At 73.0% G+C, this 25,540-nt stretch carries 29 protein-coding genes; 16 read left to right on the forward strand and 13 right to left on the reverse strand.

What is annotated here, in order from left to right:
* Window positions 1–15: 15 nt before the first annotated feature.
* Together ACF1BN_RS26450 and ACF1BN_RS26455 are read left to right on the forward strand one after the other, a co-directional pair.
* Window positions 16–2,514 carry an FG-GAP-like repeat-containing protein gene (locus ACF1BN_RS26450; RefSeq protein WP_392334092.1) on the forward strand — a complete coding sequence of 833 codons (2,499 nt, stop codon included), beginning with the start codon at window positions 16–18 and terminating at the stop codon, window positions 2,512–2,514.
* 201 nt (window positions 2,515–2,715) lie between these two features.
* Complete coding sequence (locus ACF1BN_RS26455; protein ID WP_392334093.1) at window positions 2,716–3,291, forward strand: DUF664 domain-containing protein; 576 nt, start codon at window positions 2,716–2,718, stop codon at window positions 3,289–3,291.
* Window positions 3,292–3,307: 16 nt separating this feature from the next.
* Here the strand turns inward: ACF1BN_RS26455 and ACF1BN_RS26460 are convergent, their stop codons facing one another.
* The 5 genes from ACF1BN_RS26460 to ACF1BN_RS26480 form a co-directional block, all read right to left on the reverse strand.
* Window positions 3,308–4,711 carry a sensor histidine kinase gene (locus ACF1BN_RS26460; RefSeq protein WP_392334094.1) on the reverse strand — a complete coding sequence of 468 codons (1,404 nt, stop codon included), beginning with the start codon at window positions 4,709–4,711 and terminating at the stop codon, window positions 3,308–3,310.
* A complete protein-coding gene (locus ACF1BN_RS26465) occupies window positions 4,708–5,442 on the reverse strand; it encodes a response regulator transcription factor (RefSeq protein WP_392334095.1) in 735 nt (244 codons plus the stop codon). Before ACF1BN_RS26465 ends, ACF1BN_RS26460 begins: the two co-directional genes overlap by 4 nt.
* Before the next feature lie 20 nt (window positions 5,443–5,462).
* Window positions 5,463–6,557, reverse strand: a complete 1,095-nt coding sequence (locus ACF1BN_RS26470; RefSeq protein WP_392334096.1) for a S1C family serine protease — start codon at window positions 6,555–6,557, stop codon at window positions 5,463–5,465.
* A gap of 216 nt (window positions 6,558–6,773) precedes the next feature.
* On the reverse strand, window positions 6,774–7,796 hold the full coding sequence (locus tag ACF1BN_RS26475) for a LacI family DNA-binding transcriptional regulator (protein ID WP_392334097.1): 1,023 nt from the start codon (window positions 7,794–7,796) through the stop codon (window positions 6,774–6,776).
* 72 nt (window positions 7,797–7,868) lie between these two features.
* A complete protein-coding gene (locus tag ACF1BN_RS26480) occupies window positions 7,869–8,702 on the reverse strand; it encodes a response regulator transcription factor (RefSeq protein WP_392334098.1) in 834 nt (277 codons plus the stop codon).
* A gap of 246 nt (window positions 8,703–8,948) precedes the next feature.
* On the opposite strand from ACF1BN_RS26480, the gene ACF1BN_RS26485 reads away from it, so the two are divergent.
* The 8 genes from ACF1BN_RS26485 (at window position 8,949) to ACF1BN_RS26520 (ending at window position 14,400) form a co-directional block, all read left to right on the forward strand.
* Window positions 8,949–9,866: an alpha/beta hydrolase gene (locus tag ACF1BN_RS26485; RefSeq protein ID WP_392334099.1), complete on the forward strand. Its 918-nt coding sequence runs from the start codon at window positions 8,949–8,951 to the stop codon at window positions 9,864–9,866.
* A 45-nt stretch (window positions 9,867–9,911) separates the two neighbouring features.
* On the forward strand, window positions 9,912–10,166 hold the full coding sequence (locus ACF1BN_RS26490; RefSeq protein ID WP_360308204.1) for a MoaD/ThiS family protein: 255 nt from the start codon (window positions 9,912–9,914) through the stop codon (window positions 10,164–10,166).
* A gap of 10 nt (window positions 10,167–10,176) precedes the next feature.
* Window positions 10,177–11,541 carry a hypothetical protein gene (locus ACF1BN_RS26495; protein ID WP_392334100.1) on the forward strand — a complete coding sequence of 455 codons (1,365 nt, stop codon included), beginning with the start codon at window positions 10,177–10,179 and terminating at the stop codon, window positions 11,539–11,541.
* 159 nt (window positions 11,542–11,700) lie between these two features.
* Complete coding sequence (locus tag ACF1BN_RS26500; RefSeq protein ID WP_392334101.1) at window positions 11,701–12,387, forward strand: DUF2993 domain-containing protein; 687 nt, start codon at window positions 11,701–11,703, stop codon at window positions 12,385–12,387.
* 216 nt (window positions 12,388–12,603) lie between these two features.
* Window positions 12,604–12,684, forward strand: coding sequence for an Ms5788A family Cys-rich leader peptide (locus tag ACF1BN_RS26505; protein ID WP_351102991.1), 81 nt, complete (start codon window positions 12,604–12,606; stop codon window positions 12,682–12,684).
* Between the two features lie 164 nt (window positions 12,685–12,848).
* Window positions 12,849–13,694: a sulfurtransferase gene (locus ACF1BN_RS26510; RefSeq protein WP_376598062.1), complete on the forward strand. Its 846-nt coding sequence runs from the start codon at window positions 12,849–12,851 to the stop codon at window positions 13,692–13,694.
* 33 nt (window positions 13,695–13,727) lie between these two features.
* Entirely contained in the window at window positions 13,728–14,018 is a 291-nt protein-coding gene (locus ACF1BN_RS26515; protein ID WP_030750551.1) for a DUF1416 domain-containing protein, read from the forward strand.
* A gap of 118 nt (window positions 14,019–14,136) precedes the next feature.
* Window positions 14,137–14,400, forward strand: a complete 264-nt coding sequence (locus tag ACF1BN_RS26520) for a DUF3099 domain-containing protein (RefSeq protein WP_392334102.1) — start codon at window positions 14,137–14,139, stop codon at window positions 14,398–14,400.
* 7 nt (window positions 14,401–14,407) lie between these two features.
* Here ACF1BN_RS26520 and ACF1BN_RS26525 read toward each other — a convergent pair whose 3' ends face one another.
* Entirely contained in the window at window positions 14,408–14,770 is a 363-nt protein-coding gene (locus ACF1BN_RS26525; protein WP_392334103.1) for a DsrE family protein, read from the reverse strand.
* A gap of 318 nt (window positions 14,771–15,088) precedes the next feature.
* Between ACF1BN_RS26525 and ACF1BN_RS26530 the strand changes: the two genes are divergently transcribed.
* Genes ACF1BN_RS26530 through ACF1BN_RS26540 form a run of 3 tightly spaced genes read left to right on the forward strand, consistent with a single transcriptional unit; the run spans window position 15,089 to window position 17,114 of the window.
* Window positions 15,089–15,661, forward strand: a complete 573-nt coding sequence (locus tag ACF1BN_RS26530; protein ID WP_376598072.1) for an FABP family protein — start codon at window positions 15,089–15,091, stop codon at window positions 15,659–15,661.
* A gap of 40 nt (window positions 15,662–15,701) precedes the next feature.
* Entirely contained in the window at window positions 15,702–16,139 is a 438-nt protein-coding gene (locus ACF1BN_RS26535; protein WP_392334104.1) for a Fur family transcriptional regulator, read from the forward strand.
* A 9-nt stretch (window positions 16,140–16,148) separates the two neighbouring features.
* Window positions 16,149–17,114, forward strand: coding sequence for a YgfZ/GcvT domain-containing protein (locus ACF1BN_RS26540; RefSeq protein WP_392334105.1), 966 nt, complete (start codon window positions 16,149–16,151; stop codon window positions 17,112–17,114).
* A 21-nt stretch (window positions 17,115–17,135) separates the two neighbouring features.
* Here the strand turns inward: ACF1BN_RS26540 and dtd are convergent, their stop codons facing one another.
* Window positions 17,136–17,561 carry a D-aminoacyl-tRNA deacylase gene (gene dtd / locus ACF1BN_RS26545; RefSeq protein WP_392334106.1) on the reverse strand — a complete coding sequence of 142 codons (426 nt, stop codon included), beginning with the start codon at window positions 17,559–17,561 and terminating at the stop codon, window positions 17,136–17,138.
* A 128-nt stretch (window positions 17,562–17,689) separates the two neighbouring features.
* Here dtd and ACF1BN_RS26550 point away from each other — a divergent pair, with 128 nt between their 5' ends.
* A complete protein-coding gene (locus ACF1BN_RS26550; RefSeq protein ID WP_392334107.1) occupies window positions 17,690–18,304 on the forward strand; it encodes an ABC transporter substrate-binding protein in 615 nt (204 codons plus the stop codon).
* A gap of 62 nt (window positions 18,305–18,366) precedes the next feature.
* The gene (locus ACF1BN_RS26555) at window positions 18,367–19,611 is read left to right on the forward strand and encodes a GNAT family N-acetyltransferase (RefSeq protein WP_392334108.1); all 1,245 of its coding nucleotides are present in this window, start codon (window positions 18,367–18,369) and stop codon (window positions 19,609–19,611) included.
* 111 nt (window positions 19,612–19,722) lie between these two features.
* Here the strand turns inward: ACF1BN_RS26555 and ACF1BN_RS26560 are convergent, their stop codons facing one another.
* On the reverse strand, window positions 19,723–20,493 hold the full coding sequence (locus ACF1BN_RS26560) for an ABC transporter permease (RefSeq protein WP_392334109.1): 771 nt from the start codon (window positions 20,491–20,493) through the stop codon (window positions 19,723–19,725).
* A complete protein-coding gene (locus tag ACF1BN_RS26565) occupies window positions 20,486–21,427 on the reverse strand; it encodes an ATP-binding cassette domain-containing protein (RefSeq protein WP_392334110.1) in 942 nt (313 codons plus the stop codon). The genes ACF1BN_RS26560 and ACF1BN_RS26565 overlap by 8 nt, the downstream gene beginning before the upstream one ends.
* A 116-nt stretch (window positions 21,428–21,543) precedes the next feature.
* On the opposite strand from ACF1BN_RS26565, the gene ACF1BN_RS26570 reads away from it, so the two are divergent.
* The gene (locus tag ACF1BN_RS26570) at window positions 21,544–22,326 is read left to right on the forward strand and encodes a TetR/AcrR family transcriptional regulator (protein ID WP_392334111.1); all 783 of its coding nucleotides are present in this window, start codon (window positions 21,544–21,546) and stop codon (window positions 22,324–22,326) included.
* Between the two features lie 7 nt (window positions 22,327–22,333).
* On the opposite strand, the gene ACF1BN_RS26575 is transcribed toward ACF1BN_RS26570, so the two are convergent.
* The 4 genes from ACF1BN_RS26575 to ACF1BN_RS26590 all read right to left on the reverse strand — a co-directional run bounded on the left by ACF1BN_RS26575 (window position 22,334) and on the right by ACF1BN_RS26590 (window position 25,523).
* Window positions 22,334–23,926: an MFS transporter gene (locus ACF1BN_RS26575; protein WP_392334112.1), complete on the reverse strand. Its 1,593-nt coding sequence runs from the start codon at window positions 23,924–23,926 to the stop codon at window positions 22,334–22,336.
* Window positions 23,927–24,036: 110 nt separating this feature from the next.
* On the reverse strand, window positions 24,037–24,522 hold the full coding sequence (locus ACF1BN_RS26580; protein WP_392334113.1) for a MarR family winged helix-turn-helix transcriptional regulator: 486 nt from the start codon (window positions 24,520–24,522) through the stop codon (window positions 24,037–24,039).
* Between the two features lie 163 nt (window positions 24,523–24,685).
* Window positions 24,686–25,093: a VOC family protein gene (locus tag ACF1BN_RS26585; protein WP_392334114.1), complete on the reverse strand. Its 408-nt coding sequence runs from the start codon at window positions 25,091–25,093 to the stop codon at window positions 24,686–24,688.
* Window positions 25,094–25,103: 10 nt separating this feature from the next.
* Window positions 25,104–25,523 carry a helix-turn-helix transcriptional regulator gene (locus ACF1BN_RS26590; RefSeq protein WP_392334190.1) on the reverse strand — a complete coding sequence of 140 codons (420 nt, stop codon included), beginning with the start codon at window positions 25,521–25,523 and terminating at the stop codon, window positions 25,104–25,106.
* Window positions 25,524–25,540: the final 17 nt, after the last annotated feature.

Consider the following 25,540-nt stretch of genomic DNA (forward strand, 5'->3'; position numbering starts at 1 on the left):
GCCCTCGGTCTGCTCGTGACCCTTTCCACCCTGGGGACGGGGCTGGGAATCGCCGCGACCACTTCCGAGGCGAAGTCCGATGCGGCGGCGGCCGGCGTCGAGGTCTCGGCGCTGGCGAAGGCGAAGTCCTCCGGGAAGCCGGTGGAGATCGTGGAGCGGCGCACCGAGACGTCCGAGGTGTACGCCAACCCGTCCGGCACGATGACGGTGACGACCCACCTCGCGCCGGTGCGGGCGCGCCAGGGCGAGAAGTGGGTCCCGATCGACACCGACCTGGTGGCCGACAAGCACGGCGTGCGGCCCAAGGCCGCGGCGGCGGGCATCGTGCTGTCCGGCGGCGGCAAGGGCCCGCTGGTGCGGCTCAACGACGAGACGAACGTCCTGGAGTACAGCTGGCCGGGCGAGCTGCCCGAGCCGAAGCTGGACGGCGCGGTCGCGACGTACCCCGAGGTGCTGCCCGGCGTCGACCTCCGGGTCGAGGTCGAGGCCAAGGGCTTCCAGCAGCTGCTGGTGGTCAAGGACGCCGAGGCCGCGAAGAACCCCGCGCTGCGGAAGCTCACCTTCGGCGTCAAGTCGAACGGCCTGAAGGTGACGGCCGACGCCAAGCAGGGCCTGAAGGCGACCGACGCCAAGGGGCGCACGAAGTTCTCCGGCCCGGCGCCCCTCATGTGGGACAGCGGCAAGGGCGGCAAGAAGAAGCAGAAGGCGATGGCGACCACCGCCGCGGGCGGGAGCGTCACGGTCGTCCCCGACCATAAGCTGCTGACCGGAGCCGACACCGCCTATCCGGTCTACGTGGACCCCACGTTCAACCTGGAGGTGCTCGGCGCCTACCAGGTGCACGAGTTCTCCCCCGACTGGAACCACTGGGACACCCAGTGGGCCTCGGTGGGCACCGTCGCGACGACGAACCCGAACAGGGTCACGCGGACCCGCGCGTTCCTCCAGGCGGACGTTCCCTACCTGGCCGGGCGGCAGGTGCTGAACGCGTCCCTCACCCTCAAGGACTACTCGGGGTGGACGGGGACCTGTACCTCCCTTCCCGTCGAGCTGTGGCAGACGGGACGCGCCGGTACGACGACGACCTGGAACAACCAGCCGGCGTGGATCGCGAAGAACTCCTCCTTCACCTGCCCCAAGGGCACGGTGACCCTCAGTGCCACCGCGGCGGCGAAGGCCGCGGCGCAGAGCGGGTCGAACCTCGTGGACATGGGCCTGCGAACCACCGCCACCGCGGAGAGCGCTCGGGTCGAGAACGAGCGGAACTTCCGCCTGACCGAGGCGAAGTTCACCGTGGAGATCGCCCACAACGGTGAGTGCTTCCTGGTCAAGGACGTCTACTACGTCGACCCCGACGGCCGTTCGTTCTCCCGGGAGATGAGCTGCGTCAGCCAGGCGTCCGAGGTGAAGGTCGAGCCGTACAACTCGGCCCAGACGACCGGGCAGCTCCTGGCCGGTCCGCACGGCTTCGTGTGCTGGCGAAGCGGCGACATGAACGGCGCCGGCAACCGCATCTGGTACTACGTCAAGGGCGACACCTCGGCGGGCTGGACCAACTGGCAGGGCTGGGGCTTCGTCCCGGCCGACAAGATCACCGGCGTGGGCTCGGAACCCTTCCCCGGCCTTCCGGCCTGTGACGTCTGGCACGGCACCCCCGGTATCACGCCGCCGCAGGACTTCAACTCCGACGGCCTGTCCGACATCGTGGCCGTCCAGACGGACGGCAACCTCGCCCTCCACATCGGCCTCGGCAACGGCACCCTCGGGAACAAGCAGATGCTGTGGACCGACGGCCGTGGCAGCCAGTACGTCAGCATCTTCACCGGCGACTTCAACGGTGACGGGCTGGCCGACATCGGTGGCTTCACCGGTGTCTACGTGTGGTGGTGGGCCGGCGACGGCAACGGCGGGATCAGCTCGACGGCCCAGCCGCTGCTGAACAGCGAGTCCAGCAGCGGAGCACAGGCGGCCTTCAATCCGGGTCTCCACGAGCCGTGCCGCGTCGCCTTCGCCGCCGACTACAACGGCGACGGCAAGACGGACCTCGCCACCGTCTGCGGCCAGGGCGGGGTGCAGGGCGACTACGAGGGCGACAGCGTCTGGATGTGGTACGGCGACGGGAAGGGCGGCGTCGCGAGCTACCTGAAGCCCGAGGCCGAGTACACCTACGCGACCCGTACGCAGACCGAGTTCTCCCCGATCGACATGACCGGTGACGGCCGCATGGACATCGCTCGGATGGCCTCCGCGACGATCCTGGAGATGCAGCCCGGTCCCTCCGCGCGCAACGCCAACCTCGGCGTGAGCACCAGGCTGACCTGGCCGCCGAACAACTTCGGCACGGTCACCAAGTCGTTCACCGGCGACTTCAACGGCGACCGCTACGGCGACGTCGCCGGTGTCGACAGCAGCGGTCAGCTGTGGCGGTGGCCCGGCAAGGGCGACGGCACCTTCGGCACCCCGTCGAAGATGTCCACCGCCACCGACTGGGGCAGCTACAAGGACATCCTGTGATCCACGGATGACCCCGGGCCGGACGTCCGCCGAGAGGCGGGCGCCCGGCCCTTCCGCGTGCGCGGACGTACGGGGCGGGGCGGGGGACGTACGGGCACGGCCGCCGCAGGTACGGGCAGAGCCGCCGCAGGCACGGGCCGGGCCGCCGGAGGCCCGGGCAATTCCGTGGCGCGGCACGGTCTTCCGTACGACCATGCCCGCATGACCACGAGCGAGACCGACGCGACCACGACGCGGTGGACCACCTCCACCGTCCACCCCGACATGTGGGCCGACCCCGACGACGACCCGCGCGAGGGCGGCGGTACGGAGGTGGCCGACGAACGCGGCGCGCTCCTCGACGCCCTGCGCCACTTCCGGCTCACCCTGGAGCTGAAGTGCGAGGGTCTCGACGCCGAGCAGCTCGCCCGCCGCTCCGTACCGCCCTCCACCATGTCCCTGCTCGGCCTCCTCCGGCACATGGCCGAGGACGAACGCCACTTCCAGCGGCTCGCCGGCGAGCCCTCGCCCCGCATCTACCGCACCCCGGACGACCGCGAGGCCGACTGGACCGGCGCGGTCGCCGACCCGGCCGTCGTCGAGGAGGCGCGGCGGCGGTGGAAGGAGGCGGCGGAGGCGACGGACCGCTTCGTCGCGGCGGCGCCGGACCTCGGCGCGCAGACCGCCGACGGCGGTCAGCTCCGCGAACTGCTCACCATGCAGATCACCGAGTACGCCCGCCACTGCGGCCACGCCGACCTCCTGCGCGAGCGCGTCGACGGCCGCGTCGGACAGTAGGGACGCGGGACCTCCGTCACGGCGTGAGCTCCGGTGGCGGGGTCGGGGCGCCGGGGAAGCGGAGGCTGGCGCGGGTGCCGCCGCCCTCGGCGGGGGAGAGGGTGACCGAGCCGCCGGTCTGCTTGACCGTGCGGGCCACGATCGACAGGCCCAGGCCCGAGCCGGGGAGGCTGCGCGCCGACGGGGAGCGCCAGAAGCGGTCGAAGACGTGCGGGAGTTCCTCGGGCGCGATGCCGGGACCGTGGTCCCGGACCGTCAGCTCGCCCCGCATGAGGGTCACCTCGACCGTGCCGCGCGGCGGCGAGAACTTCACCGCGTTGTCCAGGACGTTGACCAGGGCCCGTTCGAGCGCCGCCGGTTCCGCCCGGACGTACCAGGGCGCGAGGTCGGTCTCGAAGGTCAGCTCCGGGCCGCGCAGCCCCGCCCGGTCGAGGGCCGAGCGGAGCACCGTGTGCAGGGGGACGACCTCCAGCGGTCCCGGGCGCACGGCGTCGGGGCGGGCCAGCTCCTGGAGGTCGCCGATGAGCGCGGCCAGCTCCGTCATCTGGGCCTTGACCGAGGCCATCAGCGCCCGCCGGTCCTCGGCCGGGATCGCCCGGCCGGTCTCGTCGCTGCGGGCGAGCAGCTCGATGTTGGTGCGCAGCGAGGTCAGCGGGGTGCGGAGTTCGTGCCCGGCGTCCGCGATCAGGCGCGCCTGCCGGTCCCGCGAGGTCGCGAGCGCCGCCGTCATCTGGTTGAAGGACCGCGACAGGCGGGCGATCTCGTCGTCGCCCTCCGCCGGGATCCGTACGGTCAGGTCCTCCGTCGCGGCCACGTGCTCCACCGCCCCGGTCAGCCGGTGCACCGGCTCCAGGCCGGTCCGCGCCACCCACAGGCCGGCGGCGCCCGCGCCGACCACCCCGATGCCGGAGACCAGCAGCAGGACCCAGCCCAGGGTCGAGAGTGAGTTGTCGATCTCGGCGAGCGGGCGGGCGACGGAGACGGCGACCGTGGCGGGGCCCAGCCGCTGGGGGTACGTGTGGACGCGCATCTCGTGCCCGTCGGCGTTCTTCACCGTGTGCAGGGCGTCCGCGAGCGTGCCCCGGGCCACCGCCAGGTCGCCCGCGCCGACCGGGAGGGCCGTGCCGGCGGTGCAGACACCGCCGGCCGCGTCGATGATCTGGATGGTGAAGCCGGCGACCGGCGGCGGCTCCTTGTCCTGCACGCACGCGTCGAACAGGGTCCGTACCGCTCCCAGGTCGAGCCGGGTGGTGGTCAGCGCCCGGTCCATCTCGCTCTCCAGCTGCGCCCGCGTGACGAACCAGCACGCGGCGGAGACGGCGGCGACCGCGACGGCCACCGCGAAGGCGGTGAGCAGGGCGAGGCGGGAGCGCAGCGGGCGGGAGCGGAACCAGGCCAGGGGGGTGCGGGGCCGGGTCATTCGGTGCCGCCTCCGCCGCGGAGCACGTATCCGACCCCGCGCACGGTGTGGACGAGGCGCGGTTCGCCGCCCGCCTCGGTCTTGCGCCGCAGGTACATCACGTACACGTCGAGGGAGTTCGAGCTGGGTTCGAAGTCGAAGCCCCAGACGGCCTTGAGGATCTGTTCGCGGGTGAGGACCTGCCGGGGGTGCGCCAGGAACATCTCCAGGAGCGTGAACTCGGTGCGGGTCAGTTCGACGGGGCGCCCGGCGCGGGTGACCTCGCGGGTCGCCAGGTCCATGCGCAGGTCCTCGAAGGAGAGCAGGTCGGCCGGTGCGGTGGCGGCGGCCGAGGGGGCGGCGTAGGAGCTGCGGCGCAGCAGGGCGCGGATGCGGGCGAAGAGCTCGTCGAGCTCGAAGGGCTTCACGAGGTAGTCGTCGGCGCCGGCGTCGAGGCCGGTGACCCGGTCGCCGACGGTGTCGCGGGCGGTGAGCATGAGGATCGGCACGGTCGAGCCGGCGGCCCTGATCCGGCGGGCCGCGGTGAGCCCGTCCATCCGGGGCATCTGCACGTCGAGGACGACGAGGTCGGGGGCGTACGACTCCATGGCGGCGAGCGCGTCGACACCGTCGACGGCCTCCCGGGTCGCGTAGCCCTCGAAGGCGAGGGAGCGGCGCAGGGCCTCCCGGACGGCGGGTTCGTCGTCGACGATGAGGATGCGTTCGGATGCGTTCGGCTGCCCGCTGCTCATGGGGTCAGCGTGCCATGTGTTCAGCTCTCGCCGCCCGAGCGGAGGGCGTCGAGATCGGCCTTGAGGGTGTTCACCGGGATGGCGAATCCGAGGCCGACGCTGCCGGCCGTGGAGCCGCTCGAAGAACTGGGCGAATACATGGCCGAATTGATCCCGATGATCTCGCCGTTCATATTGATCAGCGCGCCGCCGGAATTCCCGGGGTTGAGGGAGGCATCGGTCTGGAGGGCCTTGTACGTGGTCTTCGAGGAGCCGGTGTCGCCGTTGAACTGCTGTCCGCCGAACTCGAACGGCCAGCCCTGCCGCGGGTCCCACTGCCGCTGTCCGTCCTGGCCGCCGCCGCCCGCGGAGTCCTCGGGATCCTTGGCGACGGTGACGTCCCGGTCGAGGGCGGAGACGATGCCGCTCGTGACGGTGCCGGTGAGGCCCTCGGGGGAGCCGATGGCGACGACCTCCTCGCCGACCTTCACCCGGGACGAGTCGCCGAGGGTGGCGGCCTTCAGGCCGGAGGCGTCCCGCAGCTTGATGAGGGCGAGGTCCTTGTCGGGGTCCTTGCCGACGACCTCGGCCCCGTAGGTCCTGCCGTCGCTGGTCCGCACGCTGATGTCGGAGGCGCCGGAGATCACGTGGTTGTTGGTGACGATCTCGCCGTCGCCGGTGATGATCACGCCGGAGCCGGTGGACTTGCCCGAGGTGGAGCTCGCGGAGATCTCCACGATCGACGGGGAGACGGCCTCGGCGACCCCGGCGACCGTGCCGGTGCTGCTCGCGGAGACGTTGGTGCCGCTCACCGCGGAGGAGGACGCGGCGGTGGCGGGGGAGTCCGCGGTCAGCTGCTGCACCAGGGTCGCGGTGCCGCCGCCGATCGCCGCGGCGGCGATGGCCACGGCGGCCATCAGGCCGACGCCGCGCTTGGCGCGGCGCCGGGAGACGGGCGGGGCGGCGGGCGCCGGGCCGGCCGTCGCGTACGACGGCCCGGCCGGGGGAGGGGTGTGCCCGCCGCCGGATCCGGACGGCCACACGGTGGTGCCCGGCTCGGTGGTGATCGGCCGCACCGGCTCGTACGGGGGGCGCGGCGGGTAGTACGGCTGCTGGGGCTGCGTGTGGTCCGTCATGGCTCAGACTCTCGGTCCGCGAGATGAGAACCGTCTGAGGACCGGCTGAGAAGCCCGACAGAACCCTGTATGCCCGAAATAAGGACGTGGGGGGGAGGGGGGAGCCGGGGGGTCCGGGACCCAGGGAAGCCCGGGGCCCGGAGGTGTCAGGGGAGCTCGGGCCCGGGAGTGTCAGGGGAGCCCGGGGCCCGGCGGCGTCAGGGGAGCTCGGGTGCGTCAGTGGCAGCCGCAGGAGCGGCGGATCACCAGGGCGGAGGGGAACTGCTTGACGCGCTCGCGGCGGGAGCCGGCCACGCGGACGGCGTCGTCCAGGACCAGATCGACGGCCGCCCGGGCCATCGCCGGGCGGTCGGAGAAGACGGTGGTCAGCGGCGGATCGGTGAGCGCCGCCTCCTTCACGTCGTCGAAGCCCGCCACCGCCAGCTCGGTCGGCACGTCTATGCGCAGCTCGCGGGCGGCCCGCAGCACGCCGAAGGCCTGGTCGTCGGTGGAGCAGAAGATCGCCGGCGGCCTGTCCGGGCCCGCGAGCAGCTTCAGGGCCACCTGGTAGGCGTCGTACCGGTTGTACGGGGCCTCGAAGAGCCGGCCCTCGACGGACCGGCCGGCCTCCAGCATGGCGCGCCGCCACCCCTCGACGTGGTCGGCGACCGGGTCGCCGACGGCGGGGGTGTTGGGGACGCCGCCGAGGCACGCCACGTACGGGTGGCCGTGCTCCAGGAGGTGCCGGGTGGCGAGCTGGGCGCCGCCGATGTCGTCGGTCACGACGGCGACGTCGTCGATCGCCTCGGGCCGCTCGTGCAGCAGCACCACGCGCGCGTCCCACGCCTCGATCTCGCTCGCGGCCTGCTCGCTCATGCCCTGGCTGACGAGGATCAGCCCGGAGACCCGCATGCCGAGGAAGGCGCGCAGGTAGTGGATCTCGCGCTCGGTGCGGTAGTCGGAGTTGCCGACCAGGACCATTTTTCCGCGCTCGGCGGCGGCCTGCTCGACCGCGTGCGCCATCTCCGCGAAGAAGGGCTGGCGCGCGTCCGGCACGATCATGCCTATGAGGTCCGTGCGGCGGGACGCCATCGCCTGGGCCACCCGGTCGGGGCGGTAGCCCAGCTCCTTGATGGCGGCGAGGACACGCTCGCGCGTGGCCGGGGCGACCGGCCGGGGTCCGTTGTTGATGACGTAACTCACGACCGCGGTCGAAGTCCCCGCCAGTCGCGCTACGTCATCCCGCGTCACCTTGGCCACGCGCGGAAGTCTACGCGGGGTGACCTACCTACCGGCAGGTCGCACTGTGGCATACGCCACGTCAACGTCCGCCTAACGGGTGGAATCGGCCGTGGCGTCCTTGACTCCGGCTCCGGAACGGACCCCCTGCCGGGCGTCCTGTCCCCCTTCCGACCCTTTCGTCCCCACGGAGTCCTCGGGCCGCTTCGCTTCCTTCGCCTCCTTGGCGCGGGCCTCCTCGGCGGCCCGCTCGACCTTCTCGGGCGTCACGAAGCGGTAGCCGACGTTCCGTACGGTGCCGATCAGCGACTCGTGCTCGGGGCCGAGCTTCGCCCGCAGCCGCCGCACGTGCACGTCGACCGTCCGGGTGCCGCCGAAGTAGTCGTACCCCCACACCTCCTGGAGCAGCTGCGCGCGGGTGAACACCCGGCCCGGGTGCTGCGCCAGGTACTTCAGCAGCTCGAACTCCTTGAAGGTCAGGTCCAGGACCCGGCCCTTCAGCTTGGCGCTGTACGTGGCCTCGTCCACCGACAGGTCGCCGTTGCGGATCTCCATCGGGGAGTCGTCCGCGACGATCTGCTGACGGCCCAGCGCGAGCCGCAGCCGCGCCTCGACCTCGGCCGGACCCGCGGTGTCGAGCAGCACGTCGTCGATGCCCCAGTCGGCGGTGACGGCCGCCAGGCCGCCCTCCGTGACCACCAGGACCAGCGGACAGCCCGGGCCGGTGGAGCGCAGCAGCTGGCAGAGCGAGCGGACCTGCGGCAGGTCGCGCCGGCCGTCCACGAGGATCACGTCCGCGCCGGGCGTGTCCACCAGCGCCGGGCCCTCGGCCGGGGCCACCCGCACGTTGTGCAGCAGCAGGCCGAGTGCGGGCAGCACCTCGGTCGACGGCTGGAGTGCGTTGGTCAGCAGCAGCAGCGAGCTCATCGGGCCTCTCCCCCTGCCAGGGTCGGCCGGCTCGTCGGTCGGTCGTGCTTCGTACGCTCGTCCATGACGTCGGTTCCTCCTCGGTCCCTGCGAGGACAGCTGCGGTACTGCTCGGGTGGTGCGGGTCTCACCTGTGGCTCTCGCGCCCTGAGAGCTTTTGTTCATCCGTCCGTAACAACGGTCGGAAAACGCAAAAGGACCCGATGGCGACGTCGCCCGGATCCTCTGCCTAGGAGAATAGCCCACATGACTTCCGAGGGAGAGGGTCGATTTCACATCATGGATGTTTCCTCGCTCACTTCCGGACCCCGCCGCGCAATGCTGCGGACGGCCGACGGGGTCCCCATCGAGGCGGTCCACGAGCCCTTCCCCGCCGGTGTCCCCACCCCTGGCACTGGCACTGGCACTGGCGCCACCGACACGCCGTCCGCCTCCGCCGCCACCGCCCCGGTCTCCGCCCCCGCCCCGGCCACCGCCCCGGTCTCCGCCCTCGCCGACACGGCCGTCGTCGTCGCGCACGGTTTCACCGGCTCCCTCGACCGGCCCGCCGTCCGGCGCGCCGCCCAGGTCCTCGGCCGGCACGCGGCGGCGGTCGTCACCTTCTCCTTCCGTGGCCACGGCGGCTCCGGCGGCCTCTCCACCGTCGGCGACCGCGAGGTCCTGGACCTCGCCGCCGCCGTCCGCTGGGCCCGCGAGCTGGGCCACGCGCGCGTGGTGACCGTCGGCTTCTCCATGGGCGGCTCGGTCGTCCTCCGGCAGGCCGCCCTCGACCGCGGCACCGACGCCGCGCCCGACGCGGTCGCCGCCGTCTCCGCCCCCGCCCGCTGGTACTACCGGGGGACGGCCCCGATGCGCCGCCTCCACTGGGTGGTCACCCGTCCGGTCGGCCGGCTCGTCGGCCGGTACGGGCTCCGCGTCCGCATCGACCGGCGCGCCTGGGACCCCGTCCCGCTCTCCCCGGTCGAGGCCGCCGCGCGGATCGCCCCGATCCCGTTGCTCGTCGTGCACGGCGACCGCGACGCCTACTTCCCCCTCGACCACCCGCGCACCCTGGCCGCCGCCGGCGGCGCCGAACTGTGGCTGGAGCACGGCATGGGCCACGCCGAGAACGCCGCCGGAGAGGACCTCCTCGACCGGCTCGGCGCCTGGCTCGTCCCCCGATAGCCCATCATGGGGAGCGGCGCGCACACGAACGAAGGGAGCGCCGCTATGGCAGCGGGAACCATCCGCTACTGGGCCGCGGCCAAGGCCGCCGCGGGCATCGCCGAGGAGCCGTACACCGCCGAGACCCTCGCCGAAGCCCTGGACGCCGCCCGCGCGAACCACCCGGGCGAGCTCGTCCGGGTCCTCCAGCGGTGCTCGTTCCTCGTCGACGGCGACCCGGTCGGCACCCGGAGCCATGAGACCGTACGGCTTGCCGAGGGCGGCACGGTCGAGGTGCTCCCCCCGTTCGCAGGAGGGTGAACCCCACAGCATGAGCAATGACCAGCAGTACGGCGGGCAGCCGTACGACCCGAACGCGTACGACCCCTCGGTCACCCAGACCTGGGAGGGCCAGACCTGGGACACCGCGTACCAGCCCGCGGTCCGACCGCCGCAGGAGCAGGAGCGGGCGCAGCACCAGGCGCAGGGGTACGGGGACGGGTCCGGGTACGGGTACACGGACCCGCGGCAGGCGGCCCCTCAGGCCCCTCCCGCCCCGCAGGGGTACGCCCCCGAGGCCTACCCGCAGCAGGCGTACACCCCGGAGCCCTACCCCCAGGGCGGCCACTCGCAGGGCGGTCATTCGCAGGGCGGCCACCCCCGGCCGTACGCCCAGGAGCCGTACGCCCAGGAGCCCTACCCGCAGGAGTCGTACCCGCAGGAGCAGTCGTACGGCCAGGAGCCCTACCCGCAGGCGTACGCCCAGCCGCAGCCCGCGGCCCACGCCCCGGTCCCGACCCCGGCCCACGCCCCGGTCCACGCTCCTGTCGCGCACCCGACCCCCGCACCCGCCGCCGCGCCCGCCCTCTCACCGGAGGCCGGCGCGGAGGGTGGTGCCGGGCCCGCGTACTCCTCGCCGACGACCTCCGGCAACACCCGCGTCACCGACGCCCAGCGCGCGCGTGCCGAGGGCCGGTCGCCGATCATCGAGCCCGGCATGAAGCCCGCCCTCCTCACCGCCGTCCTCGGACTGCTGCTCGCCGGCGGCGCCGCGCTCGGCACCTACGGGCTCCTCCTGCCGCTGGTGGCGCTCCAGGGCCTCACCGCCGCCGGCTGGTTCCGGCTCAACGGCATGTGGCCCGCCCGCCAGGGCATCGCCCTCGCCTTCCTCGGCGGGCTCGTCGCCGACGCCGCCCTGCTCGCCGCGGGCCGCGAGCACGCCGCCCCCGCCATCCTCGGCACCCTCGGCGTCTGGGTCCTGCTCACCCTGGTCCTCCAGCTCCGCAGCCACGCCGACCCCGACGAGCGGATGTACGGCCTCATGGCCACCGTCGCCTCGGCGGCGCTCACCGTCCTCGCCGCCGGGCACCTCGGCGCCGAACCGGACGCGGTGGTGGCCGGCGCGGCCGCCGTCGCCGCGACCGTCCTCGCCCGCGCGCTCCCGCTGCCCGGCCCGGTCTCCCTCGTCGTCTCGCTGCTCGCCGCCGCCGGCGCGGGCATCGCCGCCGGCACCCTGAGCGGCATGGGCGCCTCCGGCGCGCTGCTCGGTCTCGCCACCGGCGTCTGCGCCCTCGTCGGCCTGCGGGTGGCCAGCTACGACTACCCGTCCCGCTTCGTGCACATGACGGCCGGTGTGGCCCTGCCGCTGACGGCGGCGGCGCCCGCGGTGTACCTTCTCGGCCGCGCCCTGGTCTGAGCGGACCGGCATCCCGGTCCGGCCGTACCGGCCACGGCGTCCGGGAACCACTCGGCCCCCCGACACGTCGATCACGTGTCGGGGGGCCGGCACACGTCTTCGGCGGTGTGCCGGGGGCTCTCCGGCGATCGTCATCTTCGGCAAGGGGGAATGTCAGCCATGCGAGCACTGCGGATCCTGCTGGTGGTGGCCGTCGTGCTGGGCGGGATCCTGGTCGGGGCCGACCGGCTCGCCGCCGCGTGGGCCGAGTCCGAGGTCGCGGGGCGCGCCTCGCTCGCGGGCGGCCGGACCGAGTCGGTCGAGGTGGACATCAAGGGCTTCCCCTTCCTCACCCAGGCCGCCGGCAAGCGCTTCGACGAGGTCGAGGTGGTCGCCCGGGGCGTCCACACCCAGGCCGGCGGCAAGCCCGTCCGGATCGGCGAGCTCACCGTCGACCTGCGGGACGTGACCGTGACCGGCGACTGGAGCGGTGCCCGGGCCGCCTCCGCGACCGGCACGGCGCTCATCTCGTACGCGGATCTGGTCGCCGCCTCCGAGCGGGCCACCGCCATGGAGTACGGCGGCCCCGGCAAGGTGAAGGTGACGGGCAGCGTCGAGGTCCTGGGGCGCAAGGTGACCCGGACCGTCGTCTCCTCGGTCTCCCTGGTCGACGGCGACACCATCAAGGTCCGCGCCGACGAGGTGCCGGGCGAGGGCATCCCGCTCGTGGAGGACATGATCCGCGAGCGCACCGACTTCGAGCGCCCGCTCGGCCGCGTCGCCGGGATGCGGGTCTCCGAGGTGGAGCCGCGCCCGGAGGGGCTCGCGGTCACGGTCACCGGCAAGGACGTCGCCGTGGCGGGCTGAGACGCCGGGGAGGAGCCGGGAGAAGCCTTTCTCCCCGCTCACTTTCACATAATGAGACAGCCCCGTCCGATCCGCAGAAACACGGGCCGGGACGGCGGTCGACGAGGGGTCGGAGCGCGCTCCGACCCCCTCTCGCGTCTCACTCTCCGGACGATCGTGTCTCACGATACGACACGCCGGTGACACGGTCGCCTGTCCGTCCCTACGATCGACGGCATGAAGCGGCAGGCGGAACTCACGAAGCGGCGGGCAGTAGACCTGTGCCGCATCGCCGCCATGCTCTGTCGCCCCGTCTGAGCGGGACGCGCTCCGCGCCCGTATTCCCCACGGCCCGCCGGTCCCTTCCGGCCGCGGCCGGACCGCGCAGCCCCACGCCGTCGGGCGGACGCCACGACGCGTACCCGCACATGCCGCACCACCCCCGCACCACACCGCCGCACACTGCCCCGGAGGAGAACAGCATGGCTCGCAGCGACGTACTGGTCGACGCGGACTGGGTCGAGGCCAACCTCGACAACCCGGCCGTCGCGATCGTCGAGGTCGACGAGGACACCGCCGCCTACGACAAGAACCACATCAAGAACGCCATCCGGATCGACTGGACCAAGGACCTCCAGGACCCGGTCCGCCGCGACTTCATCGACCAAGAGGGCTTCGAGAAGCTCCTCTCGGCCAAGGGCATCGGCAACGACACCACGGTCGTCCTCTACGGCGGCAACAACAACTGGTTCGCCTCGTACGCCTACTGGTACTTCAAGCTCTACGGCCACCAGGACGTCAAGCTCCTCGACGGCGGCCGCAAGAAGTGGGAGCTCGACTCCCGCGACCTGGTCGACGGCTCCGAGGTCCCGGCCCGCCCGGCCACCGCGTACAAGGCCCAGGCCCAGGACGTCTCCATCCGCGCCTTCCGCGACGACGTCGTGGCCGCGATCGGCACCCAGAACCTGGTCGACGTCCGTTCGCCCGACGAGTTCTCCGGCAAGCTGCTCGCCCCCGCCCACCTCCCGCAGGAGCAGTCGCAGCGCCCGGGCCACGTCCCGTCCGCCCGCAACATCCCGTGGTCGAAGAACGCCAACGACGACGGCACCTTCAAGTCGGACGACGAGCTCAAGGCCCTCTACGAGGCCGAGCAGGTCGACCTGGCGAAGGACACCGTCGCCTACTGCCGCATCGGTGAGCGCTCCGCGCTGACCTGGTTCGTCCTGCACGAGCTGCTCGAGGTCCCGAACGTCAAGAACTACGACGGCTCCTGGACCGAGTACGGCTCCCTCGTGGGCGTGCCGATCGAGCTCGGCGCCAACAAGTAAGACTCCCCTCGCGACAGGACAGGACGAAACAACATGTGTGGAGCACAGGTCGGCGGCCCCGACGTCAGCACCCTCAAGCCCGGTGAGACGGCCATCCAGGGCCAGGTGACCAAGGACGGCGAGCCCGTCACCGGTTACGTGCGCCTGCTGGACGCCTCCGGCGAGTTCACCGCCGAGGTCCCCACCTCCGCCACCGGCCAGTTCCGCTTCTACGCGGCCACCGGCGAGTGGACCCTCCGCGCCCTCGTCCCCGGCGCCCAGGCCGACCGCAAGGTCGTCGTCACCGAGACGGGCAGCCTGACGGACGTCGCCATCGCGGTGTAGCCCGCGCATCAGAACGGCCGGAGGGCCGTGCCTCCTGGGGGGTTGGACGCCATCACCAGGACCAGAGGCACGGCCCTCCGGTCTGTCCGGGAGGCGGGGGCGGACGTACGCTGGAGGGGTGTACGCGCGGCGTCGGCACGTCTATTTCTGGATGATGGGTGCCTGCCTGGTCCTCTTCGTGGGCGCCTGGGCCGTCGTGCGGCTGTTCTCCATGCCGGTGGCCATCGGGATGTGCGTCGTGGCCATGGTGATTCCGCCCGTGGCCGCGGTGGTGGCGAACCGGCGGGGGCCGGAGGACCGGTGGTGGGACGATCCGTCCGGCGACCCGCAGTCGGACGAGTGGTGGGACGAGCTCGACGGCAGGAAGCGCCGGGACCGGTAGGACCGGGTCAGTAGACGAGTGCCTGGGTCCCGTCGGCCATGGCCTCCTGGACGAAGACCTGGGCGCCGGCGATGCGGACGCCGTCCAGGACGTCCTTCTCGGTGATCTCGCGGCGGGCCGCGCACTGGGTGCACAGGGTGATCCGCCCGGCGGCGAGGATCGAGTCGATGAGGTCCGGCAGCGGGGCCGCGTGCGGCAGATCGAACTCGGCCGCCCTGCCCGGCAGGGCGAACCACGAGGACTCGCCGGTCAGCCACAGCGACACCTCGACGCCGCTCGCCACGGCGACGGCGGCCACGGTGAAGGCCTGGGAGCAGCGTTCCGGGGCGTCGGCCCCGGCGGTCACCTTGATCACGAGCTTCTTCGCCATGCACCGAACTGTAATGCGGCGTTCCGGCGCAGGGGCGCGCCCCGGCCGCGGCTGCCCGGTCGACGCGGTCACGGGAGACCCACCTCACCGAGTGGGCCGGGGCCCCGCCCACTAAGCTGGGGTCCGGCCCGTTCCGCCTTCACCGCTCAGCCGAGGAGCACCCTGTGATCATTTTCTTCGAGACCCTGCTGGTCCTGGTCGCCGTCGGCGTGCTCGCCTTCACCGGTCTGGCCGTGAAGAAGCTGTACCAGGGCCAGCGCTGACCTTCCGGTCCCTCCTCGTCCCCCGGTCCCCCTTCACAGATCGTCTGAGTCGCCCATGATCCAGATCCCGTCCGACCTCAACCCGGACCTCGTCCCGCTCGCGTTCCTCCTCGGAACCTGGGAGGGCGCCGGCGTCTCCGACTTCCCGGGCGCCGAGAAGTGCAACTTCGGCCAGTCCGTGACCTTCAGCCACGACGGCCGGGACTTCCTGGAGTACCACTCGCACTCCTGGGTCCTCGACGAGAAGGGCGAGAAGGTCCGCCCGCTGGAGAGCGAGAGCGGCTTCTGGCGGATCGACAAGGACCGCAAGGTCGAGGTCGTGATGGTCCGCGACGACGGCGTCGTCGAGGTCTGGTACGGCGAGCTCGCCGACCAGAAGCCGCAGATCGACCTGGCGACCGACGCCGTGGCCCGTACCGCCGCCTCCGGCCCGTACTCGGGCGGCAAGCGCCTCTACGGCTACGTGAAGAGCGACCTCATGTGGGTCGGCGAGAAGGCGACCCCCGAGGTCCCGCTCCGCCCCTACATGTCGGCGCACCTCAAGAAGGTCGTCACGCCGGAGGAGGTCGCCGAGATGGCCCGCAACCTCCCGGACATGCCCGACGACGGCATCGCCTTCTTCAAGTAGGACCCTTCGGTGACCCGCCGCGCCCTCTTACACTGGGGGCGTGGTGAGCACCGACTGGAAGAGCGACCTGCGGCGGCGGGGGTACCGGCTGACGCCGCAGCGGCAGTTCGTGCTGGAGGCCGTGGACACGCTGGAGCACGCCACGCCCGACGACATCCTCGTCGAGGTGCGGAAGACGGCCTCCGGGGTGAACATCTCCACCGTGTACCGAACCCTGGAGCTCCTGGAGGAGCTCGGGCTGGTCAGTCACGCGCATCTGGGGCACGGGGCGCCGACGTACCACCTCGCGGACCGGCACCACCATCTGCACCTGGTCTGCCGGGACTGCTCGGAGGTGATCGAGGCGGACGTGGAGGTGGCCGCCGACTTCACCGGGAAGCTGCGGGAGACCTTCGGCTTCGACACGGACATGAAGCACTTCGCGATCTTCGGGCGGTGCGGGGACTGCACCCGGAAGGCCGCGGCCGGGGAGTCGTAGGCTTTTCCCATGAAGAGCTCCCTGCTGTCCCTGCCCGGCGCCGTTCCCGCCGAAGGGCGGGACGAAGGCGTCGCCGCCCACTACGGTGACCTGTTCCGCGAGCAGCGCGCCCTCGCCGGCGGCTCCGGCTTCGTCGACCTGTCGCACCGGGGCGTCGTCGCCGTCACCGGTGACGACCGGCTGAGCTGGCTGCACCTGCTCCTCACCCAGCACGTCAGCGATCTGCCCGCGGGCCGGGCGACCGAGGCGCTGATCCTCTCCGCGAACGGGCACATCGAGCACGCGCTCTCCCTCGTCGACGACGGCGAGACGGTCTGGGCGCACGTCGAGCCGGGCACGCAGGGCGAGTTGATCGCCTACCTGGAGTCGATGAAGTTCTTCTACCGGGTCGAGGTCGCCGACCGGACGGACGCGTTCGCCGTCGTGCACCTGCCGGCGGGTTCCACCGCAGGGACGCCGGAGGGCGTCGTCGTACGGGAGACGGCGCACGGCCGTGACCTGTTCCTGCCGCGCGCGGAGCTGGAGTCCTTCGCCGCCGCGCACGGGCCGGCCGCGGGCGTCCTGGCGTACGAGGCGCTGCGGGTGGAGGGGCACCGGCCGCGGCTCGGCTTCGAGACCGACCACCGGACGATCCCGCACGAGGTCGGTCTCATCGGCACCGCGGTGCACCTGCAGAAGGGGTGCTACCGGGGGCAGGAGACGGTCGCCCGGGTGCAGAACCTGGGCAAGCCGCCGCGCCGGCTGGTCTTCCTGCACCTGGACGGCAGCGAGGTGAGCCTGCCGGGGCACGGCACTCCGCTGCGGCTGGCCTCGGACGGTCCCGACGGGCGGCAGCTGGGCTTCGTGACGACCGCGGCGCGCCACCACGAGCTGGGGCCGATCGCCCTGGCGCTGGTGAAGCGGAACGTTCCGGTGGACGCGCCGCTGGTGGCGGGGACGACGGCCGCCGCGCAGGAGACCGTCGTCGAGCCGTAGCCGGGTGGGCGGGGGCGGTCGTCAGACGTCGACGACGACCGTGAACGGGCCGTGGTTGGTGAGGCTGACGCGCATGTCGGCGCCGAAGCGGCCCGTCTCCACATGGGCGCCGAGCTTCCGCAGCTGTGCGACGACCTCGTCGACGAGGGGTTCGGCGACCGGGCCGGGGGCGGCGGCGTTCCAGGTGGGGCGGCGGCCCTTGCGGGCGTCGCCGTAGAGCGTGAACTGGGAGATCACCAGGAGCGGGGCACCCACGTCCGAGCAGGACTTCTCGTCCTCCAGCACCCGGACGGACCAGAGCTTTCTGGCCAATTGGGCGGCCTTCGCCGGCGTGTCGTCGTGGGTGACGCCCACCAGGACGCACAACCCCTCGCCGGTGATCTCGCCGACCGTCTCCCCTGCGACGACGACCTTCGCGCCGTCCACCCTCTGCACCACAGCTCGCATGCGTCCCAACCTACCGATCGGGGACTTCTGGGGGCCGAACGGGTGCAGAGCGCCTGCACGCGCGCGTGCGGGAGTGGCACCATGCCTGGAGGCGGTGCGGCTCCGCACCGGTCGAGGGGACGATTCTCATGAGTGCTTCCAGCACCGGGCCGACGCCGTCCGGCCCCGTACCGCTGATCCGCTCCGCCGGTGCGGTGCCCGGCGGGCCGGTCGCGCGGCCGCCCGCGCAGCGGACGGCCGCCGAGCCGGTTCCCGCGGGCCGTCCGGGGCAGGAGCTCGGCGGGCTGCGCCTCCCCGAGCTGCGGGCGCTGCGGCGGGACGCGCAGAGCGACGAGGCCGATCTCAGCTATGTGCGGCGGATGCTCCAGGGCCGGATCGACATCCTGCGGGCCGAGCTGGCGCGCCGGACCGATCCGGAGGCCCCGGTGCTCGACCGGCTCTCCGAGATCCTCGCGGACGTGCCGTCCCGGCACCGGACCTCGGCCCGGCACGTGACGCTGTCCACGCCCCGGGCGGAGGAGTACCGGCGGCTCGCGTCCGAGATGCTGTCGGAGGTCGAGCTGTCGGACCTGACGGCACGGACGGACGACGAGCTGCACACCGCGATGGGGCGGCTGGCCGGCTACGAGCAGCAGATCTCGCGGCGCCGGCAGACCCTCCAGCGGACCGCCGACGACTGCGGGGCGGAGATCGCCCGCCGCTACCGCGAGGGCGAGGCGCAGGTCGACGACCTGCTGGCCTGACCGGCCGGGGGCCCGCCGGATATTCCCGCGCCGGGAGGGCGGGGCGTGCGTAGGGTCGGAGGATGGCTGTCGAACTGCGCACGGTGAGCGAGTCCGAGTTCCCCGAGTGGCTGCGGGCGCTGCGTACGGGCTTCCTGCACGAGCCGGTGGTCCCGGACGGGCTGGTGGCCGACCGGCTGCCGCACGTCGATCTCGACCGGACGCTCGGTGCCGTGGAGGGCGGCCGGGTGGTCGCCACCTTCCGTTCCTTCCGGCAGCGGGTGAGCGCGGTCGGCGGCGGTGGGCTCACCGCGGACGCGATCACCCAGGTGACGGTGGCGCCGACGCACCGGCGGCGCGGGCTGCTGAGCCGGTTGATGGAGCGGGACCTCGCCGCCGCGCGGGAGCGGGGCGACGCGGTCGCGACCCTGATCGCCGCCGAGTACCCGATCTACGGCCGGTACGGCTTCGGTCCCGCGAGCTGGACCACCGAGTGGAGCGTGGACCTGCGCCGGGCGGGGCTCGATCCGCGCCGCAGCGGCCGGCCGGAGGACGGCGGCCGGATCGATCTGGCCGACGGGGCGGAGATCCGCCGCGTCGGGCCCGACCTGCATCGGGGGCTCGCCGCGCTGAGGGCCGGGGTCACCGACCGGGGCCGGCGCGAATGGGACACGGCTACGGGCCTCGGGCACCAGCTGGAGCCGTGGAAGGAGCCGTTCCACGCGGTCTACCGCTCGGCGTCGGACGAGCCCGAGGGGTACGTGTCGTACCGCTGCGACGACCAGTGGGGCGATGCGAAGCAGCCGGAGAACACGCTGACCGTGCGGGACCTGATCGCGGTGACGCCGGCGGCGGAGTCGGCGCTGTGGCGGTTCGTGTGTTCGGTGGACTGGGTGGTGACGGTGCGGACCGGCCACCGGCCGCCGGACGATCCGCTGCCGCTGCTGCTGCCGGACCCGCGCGCCGCGCGGACGGTCACGCACGCGGACATGCTGTGGCTGCGGGTCCTGGACGTGGTGCGGGTGCTGGAGGAGCGGACGTACCCGGTGGCGGACGGTCTGGTGCTCGACGTGCGGGACGCGGGCGGGTTCGCGGGCGGGCGGTACCGGCTCGACGCCTCCCCGAAGGGCGCGTCCTGTGCCCCGACGACCGCCTCGGCGGATCTGGTCCTCGACGTGGCCGAGCTGTCCCGGCTGGTCCTCGGGGACGAGTCGGCGGTGCGCCTCGCGCTGCTCGGGCGGATCGAGGAGGCGGTGCCGGGTGCGGCGGCGCGGGCCGATCTGCTCTTCCGCACGCCGCTGCGGCCGTTCTCGCCGGACGTCTTCTGAGCGGTCGTCCTTCCGGGTCCGTCGCCTTCGGAGCCGTCGTCCTCCGGTCCGTCGGCGGTCGTTCCGTCCTTCTCCGGTCCGTCGTCGGACGCTCCGGCGCCCGCCGGCCCGTCAGCGGGTGCGGAGGCGGAAGAGGGCGCCGGAGGCGGTGACGGCCAGGATCAGGAGGCCGCCGAGCCAGGTGAGGGCGATCCAGGGCGCGTCGCCGACCGGCTGGTCGAGGAGGAGGCCGCGCATGGACTCGATGAGCGGGGTGACGGGCTGGTGCTCGGCGAAGCCGTGCAGCCAGGTCGGCATGGTGTCGATGGGCACGAAGGCGCTGCTCGGGTAGGGCAGGAACATCATGAAGAAGGTGAAGGCGTTGGCCGCTTCGGGGGTGCGGGCGAGCAGGCCGGCCGCGGCGGAGAGCCAGGAGATCACCGTGATGTAGGCGAGGAGCAGGGCGATCGCGGCGAGCCAGCCGGCGGGGGTGGCGGCGGGGCGGAAGCCGATGAGGGCGGCGACGCCGAGGACGAGCGTGGTGGCCAGGATGTTGCGGGCGACGGCGGCGGCGACGTGTCCGGTGAGGAAGGGGACGCCGCCGACGTCGAGGGTGCGGAGCCGGTCGACGGTGCCGCGCCGCATGTCGTCGCTGACGGTGACGGCGGCGCCGGCGGAGCCGAAGCCGGCGCACAGGACGATCACACCGGGGACGACGTAGGTGACGTACCGGTCGTGTCCGGTGTCGATGGCCCCGCCGAAGAAGTAGACGAAGACCAGCATCAGGATCACCGGCATCATCAGCGAGGTGATGACGGCGTCGAGGTTGCGCCGGCTGAGGAGGATGCCGCGCCCGACGAGGGCGGTGGTGGTGGCGAGCGGTCCGGCGGTCCGGTCAGACATGGCTCGGCTCCTTCGGGGTGCTGGTCAGGTGGAGGAAGACGTCGTCGAGGGTGGCGCTGTGCAGGGTGAAGCGCTCGATGTCGGTGCGGTGCGGGTCGAGGGTGTCGAGCAGGGCGCGGACGTGGGCGGCGGTGCCGTCGGTGGGGACGCCGAGGGTGAGGGTCTCCGGGGCGTGGGCGGTGGCGTGCGCGGTGAGCCGGAGGTAGGCGTCGCGGTCGCGGGCGACGAGGTCGAGGCGGTGGCCCGCGTAACGGTTCTTCAGTTCCTGGGCGGTGCCTTCGGCGAGGGTGCGGCCGCCGCCGAGGACGGCGATGCGGTGGGCGAGCCGGTCGGCCTCCTCCAGGTACTGGGTGGTGAGGAAGACGGTGGTGCCGTGGCCGGAGAGCTCGCGGACGACGTCCCAGAGCTCCTGCCGGCTGCGTGGGTCGAGGCCGGTGGTGGGTTCGTCGAGGAAGACGACCTTGGTGGTGCCGGGGTCGCGGACGAGGCCGGCGGCGAGGTCGAGGCGGCGGCGCATGCCTCCGGAGTACGTCTTGGACTGCCGGTCGCGGGCTTCGGTGAGCCGGAAGCGTTCGAGGAGTTCGTCGGCGCGGCGGGCGGCGGCCTTGCGGGAGAGGCCGGAGAGGCTGGCGGCGAGGCGGAGGTTCTCGGCGCCGGTCAGGGTCTCGTCGACGGCCGCGTACTGGCCGGTGAGGCTGATGGCCCGGCGGACGGCGCGGCGTTCGGCGACGACGTCGTGGCCCGCCACGCGCGCGTGCCCGCCGTCGGGGGCGGTGAGGGTGGTGAGGATCCGGACGGTGGTGGTCTTGCCGGCGCCGTTGGGCCCGAGGAGGGCGAAGACGGTGCCGGTCTCGACGCGGAGGTCGAGGGCGTCGAGGACGCGGACGGTTCCGTAGCTCTTGGTCAGGCCGGTGGTCTCGATGGCGGGAGGCATGGGTGTCCCCTTCTGCTGCGCTCAGCGGCGTACTGCGTATGCCCTACGCGTTACTGTGTAAGGGTTACGCATTACTAGGATGGGCGTCAAGCGAGCGAGGTCGGGAGGCGGCGCGGATGACGGGCGACAAGGACGGACGGGCGGCCCCGGAGGGTGGCGGGACGTATCTGCCGCCGTCCATCGAGGCTGTCTGGGGGCTGCGCGAGCGCCCCACCAAGGGCCCCAAGCCCGGACTGAGCCAGGACCGGATCGTCGCCGCCGCCGTGGAGCTCGCCTCCGCGGAGGGGCTGGCGGCCGTCTCGATGGGGCGGGTCGCCAAGGAGCTGGGCGCCTCCACCATGTCCCTCTACCGGTACGTCTCCGCCAAGCAGGAGCTGTACGTGCTGATGCAGGAGGCGGCGACCGGCGCCCCGCCGGAAGGCCTGGTGGACCCGGAGGCGGGCTGGCGCGAGGGGCTGGAGCGCGTGGCCCGGGAGCTGCGCGAGATCTACCGGCGCTCCCCGTGGCTCCTGCGGGTCCCGGTCTCCGGGCCGCCCTCGACCCCGAACGGGGTCGCCTGGTGGGAGCAGATGCTGCGCGCGATGGCCGGCACGGGCCTGGACGCGGGCGAGAAGCTGGCGGTGACGCTGCTCGTGGCCGGGTTCGTGAAGAACGAGGCGCTGATGATGGTGGAGCTGGCCGAGGCGGTGGCGGCCACCGGGGCCGAGCCCCGGGAGGCCATGCTCCAGTACAGCCGTACCCTGCGCCGGCTGGTCGACCCGGAGGCGTTCCCGGAGGTGGCGAAGGTGATCGACTCGGGGGTCCTCGACCATGCCGATGATCCGGACGACGAGTTCCGCTTCGGTCTCGCCCGGATCCTGGACGGCGTCGCGGCCCTCGTGGAGGGCCGCGCTTCCTGAGGCTCGGTCAGGCGGCCGTGGTGGCGCCGGCCTTGGCGGGCGATGACGGGGCCGGGTCCCGGGGCAGGGTCGCGTTCGGGGTCGGGGTCGGGGTCGGGGTCGGGGTCTTGGCCGGGTTCTGGTTCGGGGTCGGGGTCTGGTTCCGGGTCGGGGTCTGCGTCGGGATCGTGGTCGGGTCCTGGGGCTTGCGGGGGCGGAGTACGGTCGCCGCGACGGCGAGGGCGGCGAGCAGCAGCCCCGTACCGACGGCGAAGGCGAGCCGGTAGCCGCCGGTCAGGGCCTCGGCGGCGGTTCGGCCCGCCGCGCCGAGGGCCTCGGTGCGGGCGGCGGCCAGGGTGGTCAGGACGGCGACGCCGAGGGCCATGCCGATCTGCTGGGTGGTGTTGAAGAGTCCGGAGGCCAGGCCCGCGTCGGCCTCGTCGGCGCCCGACATGCCGAGTGCGGTGAGGGCGGGCAGCGCCAGGCCGAAGCCGGCGGCGAGCAGCATCACCGGGAGCAGGTCGACGGCGTACGAGGCGTGCACGGGCACCCGGGTCAGCAGGCCGAGCACGCCGACGAGGAGCGTGATCCCGGTGAGCAGCACCGCCCGCTCGCCGAACCGGGTGATGAGCCGGGCGGCGACGCCGAGCGAGACGGCGCCGATGACCAGGGCGGCGGGCAGCATGGCGAGCCCGGTCGCGGTGGCGCCGTACCCCTGGACCTTCTGGAGGTAGAGGGCGACCAGCACCTGGAAGGAGAACAGGGCGGCGACCATGAGCAGTTGGACGAGGTTGGCACCGGCGACCGCCCGGGAGCGGAGGATCCGCAGCGGCATCAGAGGGGTCGCGGTCCGGCGCTGGCGGACCAGGAAGCCGGCGAGCAGGGCGAGGGCGAGCGCGCCCAGGCCGAGGGTGTGGGCCGAGGCGGCGCCGTACTCCTCGATCCGCACGACCGCGTAGATGCCGGTCATCAGGCCCCCGGTGACCAGCAGCGCGCCGAGCGCGTCGGCGCCCGCGCGCAGGCCGAGGCCGCGGTCCGCGGGGAGGGCGCGGGCGGCGAGGGCGATCGCGGCGGCGCCGATGGGCAGGTTGATGAAGAAGATCCAGTTCCAGGAGAGGGCATCGGTGAGGAGCCCGCCGAGGACCTGTCCGAGGGAGGCGCCGGCGGCGCCGGTGAAGCTGAACACGGCGATGGCGCGGGCGCGTTCGCGCGGTTCGGTGAAGAGCGTGACGAGGATGCCGAGGCTGACGGCGGAGGACATCGCGCTGCCGGCGCCCTGGAGGAAGCGGGCGGCGATGAGGACGGCGGGGGAGGCGGCGACGGCGGCGAGCAGCGACGCGCCGGTGAAGACGGCCGTCCCGGCGAGGAACATGCGCTTGCGTCCGATGAGGTCGCCGAGCCGTCCGGCGAGCAGGAGCAGCGATCCGAAGGCGATCAGGTAGGCGTTGACGACCCAGCTCAGCCCGGCCGGGGTGAAGCCGAGGTCGGCCTGGACGGCGGGCATGGCGACGGTGACGATGCTGCCGTCGAGGACGGTCATGAGCATGGCGCTGGCGAGGACGGCGAGCGCGAGGGAGCGGGGCTCGGGGCGGGACTGTGCGCGGGTGCGGAGGGCACGCATGGATCTCTCCTGTCGATGGAGGCGACAGGAGAGACGCTAGCAGAAGGTTTTGTTGCAGACTATTTTTTAGGAGAGGAAATCTGAGGGGTGGAACGGGGTGGTCGCGGGGCTCAGCTCTTCTGGCGGGCCCTGCGCGTGGCCGCCGGCCCCTCGGCCGGTGTCCTCAGATGCCCCTCCGCCAGCCGCCCCAGCGCGCGCACCAGCACCTCCCGCTCCTCCTCCGCGAGCGAGTCGAGGGCCTGCGCGTGGACGCCGTCCACGATCCGCCGGCTCTCCTCGGCGACCCGCGCGCCCGCCTCGGTGACGGCGATGATCCGCGCCCGCCGGTCCGTGCTGGAGGGCTGCCGCTCCGCGAGCCCGGCCTTCTCCAGGGCGTCCACGGTGACGACCATCGTCGTCTTGTCCATGTCGCCGATCTCGGCCAGCTGCGCCTGGGTCCGCTCCTCCTCCAGGGCGTGGACGAGGACGCAGTGCATCCGGGCGGTGAGTCCGATCTCCGCCAGCTCCGCCGCCATGCGGGTGCGCAGGACGTGACTGGTGTGGTCGAGGAGGTAGGAGAGATCGGGCTCGCTGCGGCGGGGGCTCATGGCGGTCATGTCCGCCAGGGTAGCCAGAACCGTCCCGTTCCGGACGGTCCGGAACGGGACGGTTCTGGGGTGAGCCGGGAGTGGGGCGGCTGCGGCACCGGGCCTGGCCGGTCGGCTCAGGGTGGGGGTGAGGGCTGGTTCAGGGTGGAGGTGGGGGTCGGCGCGGGGCGCGTCAGGCCTGGGCGATCCGGATCATGTTCCCGGCCGGGTCGCGGAAGGCGCAGTCGCGGACGCCGTACGGCTGGTCCACCGGCTCCTGGAGCACGTCGGCGCCGGCCGCCCGGACCTTCTCGAAGGCCGCGTCCACGTCGGCCGTGCGGAGGTTGACCCCCCGCAGCAGGCCCTTGGCGAGGAGCTCGGTGACGGCCTTGCGGTCCTCCTCGGTGGCGCCGGGGTCGGCCAGCGGCGGTTCGAGGACGATCTCGACGTCCGGCTGCGCGGGCGACCCGAGGGTCACCCAGCGCATGCCGCCGAAGTCCACGTCCTTGCGGATCTCGAAGCCGAGCGCGTCGCGGTAGAAGCCGAGGGCGGCCTCGTGGTCGTCGACGGCGATGAAGCACTGGTGCAGGTTGATGTCCATGGGTTCCACGCTAGGGAGCGCCGCCGGGCCGCGCTTCTCCGTTCCTGACCGGTCGCGTGACCACCTTGGCGACGCAGGCGGGCAGCCCGGCGTCGGCGCCGTGCTCGCGCGCCCGGTAGGCGCTCGGCGTCTCGCCCACCAACTGGGTGAAGCGCGAGCTGAACGAGCCCAGCGACGTACACCCCACCTCCATGCAGACGTCCGTCACCGACAGGTCGCCGCGCCGCAGCAGCGCCTTGGCGCGCTCGATCCGCCGGGTCATCAGATAGCTGTACGGGGTCTCCCCGAAGGCGCTCCGGAAGCTGCGCGCGAAGTGTCCGGCGGACATCAGCGCCGTCCGCGCGAGGGCCGGCACGTCCAGCGGCTGCGTGTAGTCCCGGTCCATCTGGTCCCGCGCCTTGCGCAGGCGCCGGAGGTCGTCGAGCGGTATGCGGGTCGTCACGCCCT

This window comes from Streptomyces sp. NPDC014861 (genome assembly GCF_043081625.1).
Lineage (GTDB): Bacteria > Actinomycetota > Actinomycetes > Streptomycetales > Streptomycetaceae > Streptomyces.

What these genes read in the sequence shown, in the direction of transcription:
- ACF1BN_RS26455 (WP_392334093.1), top strand. Translation starts at nt 2,716, where the DNA reads ATGACCACGAGCGAGACCGACGCGACCACGACGCGGTGGACCACCTCC.
- ACF1BN_RS26460 (WP_392334094.1), bottom strand. Translation starts at nt 4,711, where the DNA reads ATGACCCGGCCCCGCACCCCCCTGGCCTGGTTCCGCTCCCGCCCGCTG.
- ACF1BN_RS26465 (WP_392334095.1), bottom strand. Translation starts at nt 5,442, where the DNA reads ATGAGCAGCGGGCAGCCGAACGCATCCGAACGCATCCTCATCGTCGAC.
- ACF1BN_RS26470 (WP_392334096.1), bottom strand. Translation starts at nt 6,557, where the DNA reads ATGACGGACCACACGCAGCCCCAGCAGCCGTACTACCCGCCGCGCCCC.
- ACF1BN_RS26480 (WP_392334098.1), bottom strand. Translation starts at nt 8,702, where the DNA reads ATGAGCTCGCTGCTGCTGCTGACCAACGCACTCCAGCCGTCGACCGAG.
- ACF1BN_RS26485 (WP_392334099.1), top strand. Translation starts at nt 8,949, where the DNA reads ATGACTTCCGAGGGAGAGGGTCGATTTCACATCATGGATGTTTCCTCG.
- ACF1BN_RS26490 (WP_360308204.1), top strand. Translation starts at nt 9,912, where the DNA reads ATGGCAGCGGGAACCATCCGCTACTGGGCCGCGGCCAAGGCCGCCGCG.
- ACF1BN_RS26495 (WP_392334100.1), top strand. Translation starts at nt 10,177, where the DNA reads ATGAGCAATGACCAGCAGTACGGCGGGCAGCCGTACGACCCGAACGCG.
- ACF1BN_RS26500 (WP_392334101.1), top strand. Translation starts at nt 11,701, where the DNA reads ATGCGAGCACTGCGGATCCTGCTGGTGGTGGCCGTCGTGCTGGGCGGG.
- ACF1BN_RS26505 (WP_351102991.1), top strand. Translation starts at nt 12,604, where the DNA reads ATGAAGCGGCAGGCGGAACTCACGAAGCGGCGGGCAGTAGACCTGTGC.
- ACF1BN_RS26510 (WP_376598062.1), top strand. Translation starts at nt 12,849, where the DNA reads ATGGCTCGCAGCGACGTACTGGTCGACGCGGACTGGGTCGAGGCCAAC.
- ACF1BN_RS26515 (WP_030750551.1), top strand. Translation starts at nt 13,728, where the DNA reads ATGTGTGGAGCACAGGTCGGCGGCCCCGACGTCAGCACCCTCAAGCCC.
- ACF1BN_RS26525 (WP_392334103.1), bottom strand. Translation starts at nt 14,770, where the DNA reads ATGGCGAAGAAGCTCGTGATCAAGGTGACCGCCGGGGCCGACGCCCCG.
- ACF1BN_RS26530 (WP_376598072.1), top strand. Translation starts at nt 15,089, where the DNA reads ATGATCCAGATCCCGTCCGACCTCAACCCGGACCTCGTCCCGCTCGCG.
- ACF1BN_RS26540 (WP_392334105.1), top strand. Translation starts at nt 16,149, where the DNA reads ATGAAGAGCTCCCTGCTGTCCCTGCCCGGCGCCGTTCCCGCCGAAGGG.
- dtd (WP_392334106.1), bottom strand. Translation starts at nt 17,561, where the DNA reads ATGCGAGCTGTGGTGCAGAGGGTGGACGGCGCGAAGGTCGTCGTCGCA.
- ACF1BN_RS26550 (WP_392334107.1), top strand. Translation starts at nt 17,690, where the DNA reads ATGAGTGCTTCCAGCACCGGGCCGACGCCGTCCGGCCCCGTACCGCTG.
- ACF1BN_RS26555 (WP_392334108.1), top strand. Translation starts at nt 18,367, where the DNA reads ATGGCTGTCGAACTGCGCACGGTGAGCGAGTCCGAGTTCCCCGAGTGG.
- ACF1BN_RS26560 (WP_392334109.1), bottom strand. Translation starts at nt 20,493, where the DNA reads ATGTCTGACCGGACCGCCGGACCGCTCGCCACCACCACCGCCCTCGTC.
- ACF1BN_RS26565 (WP_392334110.1), bottom strand. Translation starts at nt 21,427, where the DNA reads ATGCCTCCCGCCATCGAGACCACCGGCCTGACCAAGAGCTACGGAACC.
- ACF1BN_RS26570 (WP_392334111.1), top strand. Translation starts at nt 21,544, where the DNA reads ATGACGGGCGACAAGGACGGACGGGCGGCCCCGGAGGGTGGCGGGACG.
- ACF1BN_RS26575 (WP_392334112.1), bottom strand. Translation starts at nt 23,926, where the DNA reads ATGCGTGCCCTCCGCACCCGCGCACAGTCCCGCCCCGAGCCCCGCTCC.
- ACF1BN_RS26580 (WP_392334113.1), bottom strand. Translation starts at nt 24,522, where the DNA reads ATGACCGCCATGAGCCCCCGCCGCAGCGAGCCCGATCTCTCCTACCTC.
- ACF1BN_RS26585 (WP_392334114.1), bottom strand. Translation starts at nt 25,093, where the DNA reads ATGGACATCAACCTGCACCAGTGCTTCATCGCCGTCGACGACCACGAG.